The organism is Roseinatronobacter sp. S2, from assembly GCF_029581395.1.
Taxonomy (GTDB): Bacteria; Pseudomonadota; Alphaproteobacteria; order Rhodobacterales; family Rhodobacteraceae; genus Roseinatronobacter.
In genome coordinates this window covers 1,935,956-1,948,329 of the sequence record NZ_CP121113.1, presented here as the reverse complement: position 1 = coordinate 1,948,329, position 12,374 = coordinate 1,935,956, and the positions used below count along the sequence as shown (strand labels likewise).

13 protein-coding genes and 1 tRNA gene are annotated in these 12,374 nt (G+C 55.1%); 5 read left to right on the top strand and 9 right to left on the bottom strand.

Features of this window, described 5'->3' with window-relative positions; translation table 11 throughout:
• Positions 1–40: 40 nt before the first annotated feature.
• From P8S53_RS09260 to P8S53_RS09250, 3 genes are all read right to left on the bottom strand, one after another.
• Positions 41–2,146, bottom strand: a complete 2,106-nt coding sequence (locus P8S53_RS09260; RefSeq protein ID WP_277803678.1) for an NAD-dependent epimerase/dehydratase family protein — start codon at positions 2,144–2,146, stop codon at positions 41–43.
• 39 nt (positions 2,147–2,185) lie between these two features.
• Entirely contained in the window at positions 2,186–3,157 is a 972-nt protein-coding gene (locus tag P8S53_RS09255) for a glycosyltransferase family 2 protein (protein WP_277803677.1), read from the bottom strand.
• Between the two features lie 354 nt (positions 3,158–3,511).
• Positions 3,512–3,697, bottom strand: a complete 186-nt coding sequence (locus P8S53_RS09250) for a hypothetical protein (protein WP_277803676.1) — start codon at positions 3,695–3,697, stop codon at positions 3,512–3,514.
• A gap of 131 nt (positions 3,698–3,828) precedes the next feature.
• Between P8S53_RS09250 and leuB the strand changes: the two genes are divergently transcribed.
• Entirely contained in the window at positions 3,829–4,932 is a 1,104-nt protein-coding gene (gene leuB, locus P8S53_RS09245; RefSeq protein WP_277803675.1) for a 3-isopropylmalate dehydrogenase, read from the top strand.
• Positions 4,933–5,003: 71 nt separating this feature from the next.
• Here the strand turns inward: leuB and P8S53_RS09240 are convergent, their stop codons facing one another.
• Positions 5,004–5,990: a cytochrome-c peroxidase gene (locus tag P8S53_RS09240; RefSeq protein WP_277803674.1), complete on the bottom strand. Its 987-nt coding sequence runs from the start codon at positions 5,988–5,990 to the stop codon at positions 5,004–5,006.
• A gap of 285 nt (positions 5,991–6,275) precedes the next feature.
• Between P8S53_RS09240 and P8S53_RS09235 the strand changes: the two genes are divergently transcribed.
• Together P8S53_RS09235 and P8S53_RS21430 are read left to right on the top strand one after the other, a co-directional pair.
• Positions 6,276–6,365, top strand: a tRNA-Ser gene (locus P8S53_RS09235).
• Between the two features lie 184 nt (positions 6,366–6,549).
• The gene (locus P8S53_RS21430) at positions 6,550–6,963 is read left to right on the top strand and encodes a tyrosine-type recombinase/integrase (RefSeq protein WP_373418495.1); all 414 of its coding nucleotides are present in this window, start codon (positions 6,550–6,552) and stop codon (positions 6,961–6,963) included.
• On the opposite strand, the gene P8S53_RS09230 is transcribed toward P8S53_RS21430, so the two are convergent.
• Positions 6,920–7,381 carry a phage portal protein gene (locus tag P8S53_RS09230; RefSeq protein ID WP_277803673.1) on the bottom strand — a complete coding sequence of 154 codons (462 nt, stop codon included), beginning with the start codon at positions 7,379–7,381 and terminating at the stop codon, positions 6,920–6,922. The genes P8S53_RS21430 and P8S53_RS09230 overlap by 44 nt on opposite strands.
• Positions 7,382–8,045: 664 nt before the next feature.
• On the opposite strand from P8S53_RS09230, the gene P8S53_RS09225 reads away from it, so the two are divergent.
• Together P8S53_RS09225 and P8S53_RS09220 are read left to right on the top strand one after the other, a co-directional pair.
• Positions 8,046–8,291, top strand: coding sequence for a hypothetical protein (locus tag P8S53_RS09225; RefSeq protein ID WP_277803672.1), 246 nt, complete (start codon positions 8,046–8,048; stop codon positions 8,289–8,291).
• 90 nt (positions 8,292–8,381) lie between these two features.
• The gene (locus tag P8S53_RS09220; RefSeq protein ID WP_277803671.1) at positions 8,382–8,510 is read left to right on the top strand and encodes a hypothetical protein; all 129 of its coding nucleotides are present in this window, start codon (positions 8,382–8,384) and stop codon (positions 8,508–8,510) included.
• A 158-nt stretch (positions 8,511–8,668) separates the two neighbouring features.
• Here the strand turns inward: P8S53_RS09220 and P8S53_RS09215 are convergent, their stop codons facing one another.
• The 4 genes from P8S53_RS09215 to P8S53_RS09200 all read right to left on the bottom strand — a co-directional run bounded on the left by P8S53_RS09215 (position 8,669) and on the right by P8S53_RS09200 (position 12,316).
• On the bottom strand, positions 8,669–9,193 hold the full coding sequence (locus P8S53_RS09215) for a hypothetical protein (protein ID WP_277803670.1): 525 nt from the start codon (positions 9,191–9,193) through the stop codon (positions 8,669–8,671).
• A gap of 80 nt (positions 9,194–9,273) precedes the next feature.
• Complete coding sequence (locus tag P8S53_RS09210) at positions 9,274–9,738, bottom strand: heme-degrading domain-containing protein (RefSeq protein WP_277803669.1); 465 nt, start codon at positions 9,736–9,738, stop codon at positions 9,274–9,276.
• A gap of 585 nt (positions 9,739–10,323) precedes the next feature.
• Positions 10,324–11,103, bottom strand: a complete 780-nt coding sequence (locus P8S53_RS09205; RefSeq protein ID WP_277803668.1) for a hydroxypyruvate isomerase family protein — start codon at positions 11,101–11,103, stop codon at positions 10,324–10,326.
• Between the two features lie 130 nt (positions 11,104–11,233).
• Complete coding sequence (locus tag P8S53_RS09200) at positions 11,234–12,316, bottom strand: Gfo/Idh/MocA family protein (protein WP_277803667.1); 1,083 nt, start codon at positions 12,314–12,316, stop codon at positions 11,234–11,236.
• Between the last annotated feature and the right edge of the window lie 58 nt (positions 12,317–12,374).

Below are 12,374 nucleotides of genomic sequence, written 5' to 3'. Positions count from 1 at the left end.
CTTGCGACGCCAGTCGGGCGCGTGCTGTCCACCCCGCGCGTCAGAACCCGAACAGCGCTTTCGGGTCCAGTGCCTTGGCGATGAACGCGCTTCGGTCGGCTTCGGGCACCCAGCCCAGAACCTGACGGGCGCGGGCGTTGTCAAAAGGCGACAGATGCGCGCGCGAGCGCCAGTCTGACAATAGCGGACGTTCCAGCCCCTTGCGCTTCAGCGCATAGCGTTTCAGCGCGTATTTCACCCAATCCATACCCCAGAACAGCGCCAGATTTCCCTTCGATACAGCAATCCGCGTGCCGGTATGGGTGGCGATCGCATCAAACCAGTCCTGCGCAGACAGCAGCGGCGGGCCGACAAGGTTGAAGGACTGCCCCGTAACCCCGTCCTTTTGCGCCATCAGAACCAGCGCGCGCGCCACATCTTCATTCAGCACGAAAGGCAGCTTGTTGCGCCCATCGCCCCAGATCCGCACGGCCCCTGCCCCGTGCCAGCGGCCAATGCCCCAATGCTGTAACGGCCCGCCCGGCCCCACCACAATGCCCGGGCGCGCAATCACCAGCGGCAAACCGTCGCTGTGGTGTAATGCCAGAAGCCGCGCTTCGCACAGCGCCTTGGAACGCGCATAAAGATTGCGGCGCGACATATCGCCGAAATCAGTGTCCTCGGTAATAGTGCGGCCGGGGCGGGATGCGTCATAAGACGCGATGGTGCCCGTATAGACAAAACGCGTCACCCCTGCGCCAAGCGCTGCGCGGGCCAGATTTTCGGTGACGCCGACATCATTTTTCAGATAGCCGTCCCATGTGGCTTCTTCGGCACGCGCAAGGTGATAGACGCAGTCCACCCCGGTCATGGCCTGTTGCAGCGCGTCCTTGTCGTGAACCGATGCCGCCACCATCTGCACCTGACCGTCCAGCCCTGCAAAAGGGTTGGCGCGCGCACGGCTAAGAACGCCCACGCGTTTGCCTTGTGCGGCAAGCTGGGCCACCAGTTCGCGGCCCAGAAACCCCGTGCCGCCAATAACCAGAACCTCTGGTCTGGTGTCAGGGACGGATGCAGGGCGCGGCGCTGTGGCGGGGGCTTTTGCGGGCAGTTGCGCTGTGACCTGCGCAATATCTTGCATGACGGCCACAGCACTGTCGCCGCTGAATGCAGCAGGCACAGGCAGGCCGCGTGAAATCGCATCATAGAAAGCTGTAAAAGCCCCTTCAAACCCCTGTGCATAGGGTTGGCGGCGGTTCAGCGACCGCGCCTGAATTGCGGCATTGCGCAGCCCTTCGCGCAGATGTGCGCCTGCGCGCGCAAATTCGGCACGCAGCGGGTTCAGCACAATGTCGGATGTGTTTGCACGATCGATAATCAGCGTGTCATTGGCGAAATCCAGACGCGCCGCGCCTGCCGCGCCGCGCAAGGACAATGACCGGTCATCCGCCCCTTCCACCAGTGACGCAGACAGGGTGATTTCCGTTCCCGCAGCGCGGCCCTGAACGCACCAGCCCTGTGGCACCACCACGCCCGTGGGCAAAGTGACAGGTCGCGACAGGCGCAGCGCGATATCATCTATCGGGCCAAACAGATCATGGGCAAACGCATGCAGATGCGGCCCCAGTTCCAGCATCAGGTTTTCAGGGTTTTGCAGCATCCACAGCCCGAAAGGCCCCGTGCGCAAGGGCTGCAGGGGGAAATGCCAGTGAATGCGCGCCTGATCCACCCGCCCGATCAGCCCTTGATCCAGTGCATCCCGCAACCGGCGATAAGACGGCAGGCCCAGAAAGTTGTGATTGACGGCAATCTTGCGGTCTGCCGCAAGGGCCGCATCCACCATTGCGCGCGCGGATTTGACAGACAGGGCAAAGGGTTTTTCAACCAGCACATGCGCGCCAAGCGCAAGCGCTTGCAACGCCAGCGGCTCATGCAGATGCGGCGGGGTCAGAATATGCACCGCATCGCAGCCGCACGCGGCCATCATCGCATCAAGGCTGTCAAACCCCTGCGCGCCATGCGCCTGCGCAAGGCCCTGCGCGGCGGTTACGGCGGGGTCACACACCGCGACAAGCCGCACGCCCGGAACCTGCGCCAGCACAGTCGCATGCCATTGTGCAATATAGCCTGCGCCCACCAGACCGACTGTCAATTCCCGCTGTGGCATTCTGCCCCCTGTCCTATCCGCTGATTCTGCGCCTGCGGGTTACTTGTATTCAATAATTCTGGCGTCACTGCGGCGAAATCTGCGGACCCAATAGGTGACCATGCCGTAAAGATTGGCGAATTTGCAGATCATCAACAACGCCGCCGCAATGACAGCGCGGTCAGGCGACAGCCCTTGCGTGATGCATCGTCGCCAAAGCCGCGCCAGCGACAGCGCGTAAAGGGCAATCACCAGCGCAGTCAGCGGCAGCCAGACCCACAGGCCCAGCAGCGCCAGCACCGGCAACACGCCCGCCCAGACCACCGCACGCAGCCGCGATGCGCGCGCAGTGCCGGGGTGCAATACACCCAGTTCGGAAAAACTGTGCCCTGCGCGGATCATGCGGCGGAACCAACCGTTGAAACTGAACAGCCCCACATCATGACCCGACATCGGATCAGCGACACACCATGTCTGCCAGCCCGCCGCACGCAGGCGCAAAAACAGGTCATCATCTTCGGCGGCAATCATGCCATCGCGAAAGCCCCCGACCGCGGCGAAGGCCGCACTGCGCCCCATGAAAGTGCCAAGCCCGCTGGCAGCCGGACCGGGGGCCATTTTCCATTCCTGATCGGTCAGCCAGTTATAGATTGATGCGTCCGGCGCGTCCTCAATGTGATACCCATGCACCAGCGCTGCTTGGCTGTGGGCTTGCAAGAACGCCAGCGCCTGTGCCGGCCAGTCGGGCGCAAGGATGCAATCGCCATCGATGAAATGCACAAATTCGGCGCGGTCCGCCCCCAATGCAGCAAAGCCTTCGTTGCGCGCCCGCGCGGCACTGAAAGGGCGCGCGGGGTCAAGCTCCACCACCTGCGCGCCAGCCGCGCGCGCGCGTGCGACACTGTCATCCACGGACCCGCTGTCAACATAGACTACGCGACGGGCATGGCTGGCGGCGCGCGCCAGCGCCCGCACCAGCCGGTCGCCTTCGTTGCGGCCAATAACAATGGCATCGAACTGAACTGCACTCATGACCTGCCCCGCGCGCCCTGCATAAAGCTATGGCAGCGGGTCTAGCATATTTCGGCCGAAGATGAAGGCCGCTTTGGGTGCGCGCATATGCAGGCTATCCAAGTGCTCGCAGGGTCAGATCGGGGTGCAGCGCACAAAACCCGCGCCATCGGTGGGCCGGGAACTGCCGATCCGACATTTGAGGAATGCAGTTTATGCAGGCTGCATATTCCTGACATCAATAGCTTGGCGCATCGCAGGCGAAATAGGCAGGCCACAGGACGGCCCGCCGATGGCGCGGCGGGCTTCGCCCTTTGCTCCGCGCCTTGGGGCGCGCAGTCGGCGTTTCCAAACCCAAATCAACCCGACTTGCGCTTAAACCACCCTGCCGCGTGCAATGCGGCTATAGGCCGCCACGCGTGCAAGCCCGCGCATTGGCGTGCGGCGCGCAACCGCATCTTTGGACTGGTGCATGCCCTGCATACGGGCAATGCGGATAAAACGCGCCAGAAGCGATTTGTCCGCACCGTGGCGCGGGGTGTCAATCAGGTGTCGTGTCATGCGTCCCTCCATAGGTTGCGTGGGTCGTGCATCATAACACATCCGCGCCTTTGACCAAAGTAAAGGCCGCGTCACCTTGACCTGCCCCATGCTTGACGGTAGCGAAAGCCAAACCTGCAAGAGGAGCTGACATGTCCAACCCTTCCCTGCTTATCCTGCCCGGCGACGGCATCGGTCCCGAAGTCATGGCCGAAGTGCGCAAGATCATCGACTGGTTCGGTGCCAAACGCGGACTGGCCTTTGACGTATCCGAAGATCTGGTCGGCGGGGCGGCCTATGACGCCCATGGCACACCGCTGCATGATGACACCATGGCGCGCGCACTGGCCGTGGATGCCGTGCTTTTGGGGGCTGTCGGCGGGCCAAAATATGACAATCTTGATTTCAGCGTGAAACCCGAACGCGGGCTGTTGCGCCTGCGCAAGGAAATGGACCTGTTTTCAAACCTGCGCCCCGCGCAATGCTTTGACGCGCTGGCCGATTTCTCGTCGTTGAAAAAAGATGTCGTCGCGGGCCTTGATATCATGATCGTGCGCGAACTGACATCGGGTGTGTATTTTGGCGAACCGCGCGGCATTTTCGAGGAAGGCAATGAACGTGTCGGCGTCAATACCCAGCGCTACACCGAATCCGAAATTGCGCGCGTTGCGAAATCGGCCTTTGAACTGGCCATGCGCCGGGGCAAGAAACTGTGCTCCATGGAAAAAGCCAATGTCATGGAATCGGGCATTCTGTGGCGCGAGGTGGTGAGTGAAGTTGCCAAGGATTACCCCGAGGTCGAGCTGTCGCATATGTATGCCGATAATGGCGCGATGCAGCTTGTGCGCTGGCCCAAGCAATTCGATGTCATCGTGACCGACAACCTGTTCGGCGACCTGCTGTCGGATTGCGCGGCCATGCTGACCGGCAGCCTTGGCATGTTGCCCTCTGCCAGCCTTGGCGCACCCACGGCCAATGGCCGCCCCAAAGCGCTGTATGAACCGGTTCATGGGTCTGCCCCCGATATTGCGGGACAAGCCAAGGCAAACCCGATTGCGTGTATCCTGAGTTTTGCTATGGCACTGCGCTACAGCTTTGATCAAGGCGATGAAGCCGCGCGTCTGGAAGCGGCAATCCAGCAGGTTCTGGCCGATGGTGTGCGCACCGCAGACCTGATGGGGCCGGAAGGCGGGGTTGCGGTCACCACTGCGGGCATGGGCGACGCCATCATTCAGGCGCTGGACGCAAGCCTGTAACAGGTGCTTCCAAGTAAAGTAAAACGCCCGCCGGATTATGGCGGGCGTTTTGCATTTTATCCGGCGACCGCTTACGGCAGCGCGGGAATTTCCAATGCAGGCATTTCGCCAGTCAGCGCATGCATGAAGGCTACAAGGCTGTCCAGTTCTTCGGTCTCGAAGTCCTGGCCCAGCATTTGCTGACCCATCAGCTGCACCGCGTCACGCAGATTGTCGACAGAGCCGTTGTTGAAATACGGATAGGTCACAGCCACATTGCGCAGCGTCGGCGTGCGGAACGCAAACATGTCAAACTCGTCGCCGGTCACAATGAAGCGCCCTTCATCGGTGGACCCCGGCAGTTCAAAACGGTGGAAATTGCTGTCGGTCAGCGCAGGGCCATTGTGGCACGCCACGCAACCTGCATCGACAAACAGTTTCATCCCATCGACCTGCTGACCGGTCATCGCGCCCACATCCCCGCGCAGATAGCGGTCGAATGGGGAATTCGGCGTGTTCAGCGTCCGTTCAAAACTGGCAATTGCGAACGCAATGTTTTCAGCGCGGATCGGATCTTCCTCACCCGGAAAGGCCGCTGCGAAATGCTCATGATAGATGTCAAATTCCTTCAGACGCCGGATGGCGGCTTCCAGATCCATGTTCATTTCGATTTCAGCCTCGATCGGTCCAAGCGCCTGCCCTTCCAGATCAGGCTCGCGCCCGTCCCAGAATTGCGACCCCAGAAAGCCCGAATTCAACACGGTCGGCGTGTTGCGATTGCCCACCTGCCCGTCATGGCCCACAGCCGTGGGAATACGGTCCGACCAGCCCAGTGCAGGGTTGTGGCACGTCGCACAGCTGATCACGCCAGAGCCGGAAATCCGCGGTTCAAAGAACAGCATCTTGCCAAGCTCGATCTTTTCAGCTGTCAGCGAGTTATTGGCAGGAATCGGCGGCAGCGCAGGCAGCGGCTCGAAGAAATCCATATATTCGGCAACATCATCTGCATGCAACGCAGACGCGCCCATTGCCAGTATGATCGCCGTTGCACCTGTGCGCAGCAACAGTTTAGGGGTCATCTGATCCTCCATTCTTCGGGGCAATACCCTGCTAAAATTTCGCGTGTCGATGGCATCATCGCGCAAATGCGCCGACGCGGCCTTGATGCAAATCAATATCTGGAACGATTATAGGTTTAATGTTGTCTGCGATCCCGAGCAGGGGCAATCGCGCCCACAGCCCAGATCCGGCGGATGAGCGCACACCCGCCCCGAAAGAGCTGCGGAACCAATGCCCACAGAAACGAAAAATCGCGCTCAGGATATCTTGCACTTCATCATGTCTGAATATACGAAGCACGCACCGGATGGGTGGCCGAGTGGTTTAAGGCTCTGGTCTTGAAAACCAGCGTACGGGAAACCGTACCGTGGGTTCGAATCCCACCCCATCCGCCATTTTCTCTAGAATTTTCTTTTTTAACAACCAATTACAGGGCGATTTTGGCTACCCTTTTCTCAGGTTAGCCACTTTAAGTTCTGGTCTTGATCTTGGTCTTGTCGAGGACAAGCATTGCCTGCGCAGCGAGGTCTCTGCGTCCAGCCGCGACGGTGTAACGACGACCCCACGCGCGGTGTGCGCATGGGACGGCAACATATCCGCAATGGCATTCTTTTCATCACGCAGCAAAAGACCGGACAAGACGTGCATATTCCACTGTACAGCGGACTGAAGACAATTATTGACTCGCTGCCATGCGATAACCTGACATTTCTGATCACCGCGCAGGGGCGACTTTTTACCCCGGCAGGATTCACAAACTGGTCCAAGGATATGGTGCAGGAAGTGACAATGGAAGAAAATGGCGTGGAGAAAAGGGCTCTTCCTGATGGGCTGTCGCCTCACGGGCTGCGGAAATTGACCTGCCACAGACTGGCAGAAGCGAACTGCACCCCTCACCAGATTACGGCTATCTCGGGCCATAGATCACTAGCCGAAGTGACCCGCTACGTCAGCCCAGATCGACGGCATGTCGCATCAGCAGGTGGATGCTGACACCGCGCACCGCCCCCGGTCCAGCGGGTTCGAAGACGTGCATCATCTCGCCAGCGTCTATCCGCACGGGCGGCGCGTAGGTGGCCTGTATGGCTTCCGGGTGGGTCGGGTGGACGTGGTAGGCAATCGTCGCCCCGTCGTCATTCAGCTCTACGCCTGCGGCAATGCTGTCAGTTGTCAGGTCGGCAATCAGTTCTGGAGGAAGTTGCAGCAGCTTATCACCGCGCCACATGGCAAAGGCTTCGCCGTCAATCCGAAACTTCATGATAGCGGACTGCTGCGCCCAGAAGTCGCCCCGCCCGCTCGCGTCTGCCCGTTTCGCCCATGTGGCAAAGTAGGCGTCCAAAGCCTTGCGGGTGTCGGGGTCGCTGTGCTGGCTGGTCGAAACAGACCCGCGCCAACGGTCGCGTTGACCCAAGCTGCAACGGCTGATATCGCAAGTGCATTGTTTTCGGCTGCATATCAGGCGCGACTCCTAATCGAAGGGTTTGCCGCGATGGTTTCCCGGCCGTAGCTGGAAAATCGGTTCTGCCCCGCGTTGAAGCGGCTATGTGATGCCGTGGCAGCATCATAGCTGCGAATAGACATAGGCGTCTCTGAGGTGCGACGGAACAGATTGAGGATGCCCACGGGGTTCCGCCTTTCTCAAACAGAGGAAGGATTTCAGCAATCAGGCCTGAGGCGGGCAGTGTGAATCGGGCAATCTCGGACTTCGGCCCTTCGCCAATCAGATGCAGCGCGTTCGCTGCGCGGGCGGTCCTGTTCCCAGTCGACACGGACGAACACTGTCCGGTCCGTCGTCTTGACGGGCAAAGCGGGCAGCAATCTTAGCAAGCGTGTAATCGGTCATGTTCGGGATTTCTTTCAACTTATTATCTTACATTTAAGTTAACGAATCCAGCGATTTCCGTCACGTTGGCTTCAGTCCAATGATTCCTGACATTGGACGGGGCGGCTTCTGTCGCCCTGTCCGCCCCCTGCCACCGGACGGCTTTTCGTCCTCCTGACGTCCCCCGGTGGTGAAACGCCCCGTCTCGCTGGTTGGGCAAGACGGGGCGTTTCCGTTTGAGGAAGCCGCAAGAATGCTTATGACCACCGAACCTAAATGCCAGTTCAACACGCGGAAGTTGCAGCCCGTGCCCGACTGGATTCCTATTACGCGGCAAGCCCATTGGCGCGCCGCGTGGCGAGACTTTTACCAACACTGGCGCTATCAGATTTCTGAAGATCGGCGGTTCTGGCTGACCTGCGCGGAAACGGTTGGACGTGAGATAACATGTGAGCGGCTTGGCCCGCAGGACCGCTTCAACCTAATCAATAACTTGTAGATAATTCCACAATTTATTGAATTACTTTATTTATTCTACTCGATGGCGCTTTCAATGCGTCACTAAGCCTATCGAAAAAAGGAGAGAATCATGACTTACCAATCACCGGCTTCTTCAGGCGCTTATGGTAAAGATTGCGTAACCGGAAGGCAATTCGCCGACGACACGGTTGCCATGATGGATGAGAAAGAGGCACCGTTCATCTTGGGGTATATCTGATCAACCGACGCAACAATCGGGCGGTTACGTCGTGTAGTCTCTTACAAGCGGCCGAATCCATCATACCCCAGGGACGGGATTAGCCTGCAACGCCACTTATGATACTATTCCCAGCCACACCTTTATCGGATTTGCAACAATAACGGTAGCGGATGGAATTACTCTAATGGTATTTGAACTCTCAAGTGTTGACCAAGATCATCATTTACCACATAGGCGCCCCCGAGATGCTCGCCGAAGCCACCATACCGACGAACAATTTCAACATGCTGTAGCCGGTCAGACATGATCATCTGAAACACTAGGACTGCTTCGCGTTCGATTTCAAGCGCATCTTCACCCTGATCTAGCGAAAAACTAGCATGGAAAAGACCGTTCTCAACGGTCATTCGACCGACCAGATCGTCACCAGAAGCCTGCGGAATCTGATATTCAATTATGGCGCCATCTGACAAGTTTGTTGCACCGTTGAGTATCAATTCTTCATGATTATGCGTCGCGTTCACGTTAAAATCGATATTGTGAACTGGACCAGAGCCGACAAAAACATTGGCAAGCAGCATCCCGAGCATAGCGATTAGGCTTCCGATCAGTATGCTTCGAAGCGGATCACGCCGCGTTTTATTGCACGCACCATCCGCGATCTCGATATTGCCTCTATTGTGACGTGACCAGAAACTCATTCCCAAATGCTCGTTCTCTAATATGTATGTCGTATTCGTGACCTCGTTCGGCGTGAGCTCCGGCCTGACTTACATCAGAATCAAGATAATAGTTCATGTAATACTGTCGTGATCAACATGTGATCGTCAACATCTGGAAGTCCGCTCACACCAACACTGCCAATGAGTGTACCCTCATCTAGAATTAAAGGGTATCCCCCACCGCCGGCAACAAAATCAGCTGGTGAAAGGCGAAACTTTCTGTTGAAGTCAAAATTTCCACTCTCAGCTTCTAACCGAAGTGCAAGCGAACTTTTGTGAAAACGCTGGACAGACGCACATTTGCGGCGCGTCCAGTCAAAATTATCAATCGTGGCACCGGGTAATAGATTGGCGAACACGATATCAAAACCGTGCCGGACTTCGATTGCAACAGGGGCTTCGCGCGCAACCGCCGCTTCACGAAGACGAGATCCGAGCGCCCAAACGAAATCGTAGTTGAACGTCTTTAATACGAGTGCTTTCTGTTCGAGTTGAAGCTTCTCAAGTGTGAGTTCTGTGCTCAAGATCCGTTCCTTTAATTCGTATCTGCGGGTAACCATCTGGCGTATATAGGCATGCTCACAGGCTATTGCATTCACTACCAAACATCTTGACTTATTTTCCTGATCATCGCCAAAGCATTGTTAGTGTCATGACCCGACGAAATTTAGCATACTCGATACTACCATTGACAATGCCTTTCAACATCGTTGATCAAATACGCCGCGCTATAAGTTTACTTTACTTCGGCCCATCAAACAAGATCAAGATGAAAAGAACCTTGAATTTTACTTACGCACAGCATGTTAGAATCAAAGGTGAAAGCCGTGAATGTATTTCATGCCTTTGATCAATCAGATGCATATTGGTCATAAAAAAATAACACGATTTTGTGTCGATTGCTTACCTCAGAGACTCTCTGCATTCAAGCGATCAAAGAAACCGTCAATGCCACCGACAAGCATAATTAAAATACAATCGTATTAATTCGATTTTAATCATGGGAGTAATGCTTCATACTTGCGATACGTAATTTATGGAAAGAGGAATTTAATGATTCCTGTAGCGTCACATGGATCATAAGCGGACTTTAATCGGCCGCAATACACCTATTTCGGCCTTGACAGTGAATCGCGGCACAACGCGTGTGCCGATCTGATCGATTCCGCTGCGTTTTGCCTTGGAATAAATTCGTGTCCAATGTATCCATTATACCCTGTTCTCGCGATCGCGCGAAATATGGCCGGATAGAAAAGTTCCTGTTCGTTATCCAGTTCATTTCGACCAGGGCATCCCGCCGTATGATAATGCGCGATCAGGTTATAATTGTTCTGTATTGTGTCAACAACATTACCTTCCATAACTTGCATATGATAAACATCATATAGCAATTTAACCCTTGGGGAATTAACGGATTTTATAACCTTTGCCCCCCAATCTGTTGTGTCACACTGGTAATCTGGATGGTTTCGCTTGCTGTTCAGAAGTTCAAGTATCAGTGTCACCCCAGCTCTTTCAGCTTTAGGCGCTAACCTTGAAAGAGCATCGGCTGTGATTTCCGCTCCAAGATCATCGTCAAGGCCCGCGCGGTTTCCACTAAAGCAGATCAGGTTCGGAATATTCAGTTTCACCGCATTCTCAAGTGAATCCTGTATCTCTGCAGAGATCCGGTCAAAATTTTCTTTTCGATTCAGTCCGTCAGAGATGGATTCGTGCCCTCCGACGGCCGCGATTTCAAGCCCGTAATCTAAAATCATTTGCCAATACTCTGGGGGTGCAAGCTCAACACCGTCATAGCCTGAATCCGCGACCACGGTCAGAAATTCTTCCGCAGTCATTTTATTTGGCACAAAACTCCACCAACTGATAGATTGTTTGATCTTCGTCATCATCATTCCCTTACACAATTACGAATTGGCGCATACATTCTTATTTTTACACTTAGCTATGCATCTTGAACTTCTTGCTCAGAAAGCATTAACCGATACACCGCCTTCTACGCTAAGTTCTATGAGCTTCCTAATGCGCATCGTTCCATGGTCTTCGTAGTTCATCTAGAGTTCCCATAATCGCGAGTGTTTCATCCAGCGGCATTTCCGGACTTTCGAGAAGACCTTCCAACATACAGCGCGTTGCTTCTTCCGCTTCATGAAACATGCCTCGTCTGGGGTCTTCGTCAATGAATGTCTCCGAAATTTTGGATCGGCGATAAAGTGTAGCGTCCTTCGCCGCTATGAAGTTTGGAATTTCGATCCTTCCTTCAGTTCCGTAGATAGTTGCCTCGGTCTGAAGTGGAAGGCGGATCGCATTTGAAATGACAGCCATGCGCCCGTCACCATAGTCGAAGATTGCAGCGAACCATTCGTCGACATCCGTACTTCCTATATGCGCGGAACTTGCAATCCGAACGGGTTGATCTTCATACACAAAGGATGCAAAAGATGCTGTATAAATCCCTACATCCAGTGCTGCGCCACCGCCAAGTTCCTTATTTAGCAAACGCCATTCCGGATCCCATGGGCATTTGAAACCAAATGTGGTATTAATCATTTTAACGTCGCCTATTGCGCCATCCCTTATCCATTCTTTGACTTTTCTTATCGCAGGAAAGTATCGAGACCACATGGCTTCCATTGCAAAGACTTTTTTCGCACGGGCAGCGTTGATGATGTCAGCAGTTTCCTGATAGTTCATGGCAAATGGTTTTTCACATAAAATTGCCTTGCCTGCGTTAATGCACATCAACGCGCATCTTTTATGTTCTGGATGTGGTGTAGCGATATATACGATGTCAATGTTGGGATCGGCGACAAGCTGTTCATAGCTTCCATGTATATTGGGAATGTTGAAAGATGATGCAAATTTTTCAGCAGTTTCCAATGATCTTGAACCGATCGCAACAAGCTCCGCCCCCTTGGAAAGCGCAACGTCTTTGGCAAAGTGCCGCGCGATGCCGCCAGACCCCATTATACCCCATTTTATTGTCTTGCTCATCAGACTACCTTTCCCATATTGTTCCGCAATAACTCTTTGGTTTGTTGTTTCAGAAAGGAAAATCTTTTCCCCATGACGTGAAAACTGCACGGCGGAATTTTCTTTCAATATTTTTCCAGGCCAGAACATCTGGCATTATGTGATCGCACAGGATGCAAGATATCAT

Bases quoted from the DNA above. Each gene is read 5' to 3' on its own strand.
- P8S53_RS09260 (WP_277803678.1), bottom strand. From the start codon at position 2,146: ATGCCACAGCGGGAATTGACAGTCGGTCTGGTGGGCGCAGGCTATATT.
- P8S53_RS21430 (WP_373418495.1), top strand. From the start codon at position 6,550: ATGGGACGGCAACATATCCGCAATGGCATTCTTTTCATCACGCAGCAA.
- P8S53_RS09255 (WP_277803677.1), bottom strand. From the start codon at position 3,157: ATGAGTGCAGTTCAGTTCGATGCCATTGTTATTGGCCGCAACGAAGGC.
- P8S53_RS09215 (WP_277803670.1), bottom strand. From the start codon at position 9,193: ATGAGTTTCTGGTCACGTCACAATAGAGGCAATATCGAGATCGCGGAT.
- leuB (WP_277803675.1), top strand. From the start codon at position 3,829: ATGTCCAACCCTTCCCTGCTTATCCTGCCCGGCGACGGCATCGGTCCC.
- P8S53_RS09250 (WP_277803676.1), bottom strand. From the start codon at position 3,697: ATGACACGACACCTGATTGACACCCCGCGCCACGGTGCGGACAAATCG.
- P8S53_RS09225 (WP_277803672.1), top strand. From the start codon at position 8,046: ATGCTTATGACCACCGAACCTAAATGCCAGTTCAACACGCGGAAGTTG.
- P8S53_RS09205 (WP_277803668.1), bottom strand. From the start codon at position 11,103: ATGACGAAGATCAAACAATCTATCAGTTGGTGGAGTTTTGTGCCAAAT.
- P8S53_RS09240 (WP_277803674.1), bottom strand. From the start codon at position 5,990: ATGACCCCTAAACTGTTGCTGCGCACAGGTGCAACGGCGATCATACTG.
- P8S53_RS09220 (WP_277803671.1), top strand. From the start codon at position 8,382: ATGACTTACCAATCACCGGCTTCTTCAGGCGCTTATGGTAAAGATTGC.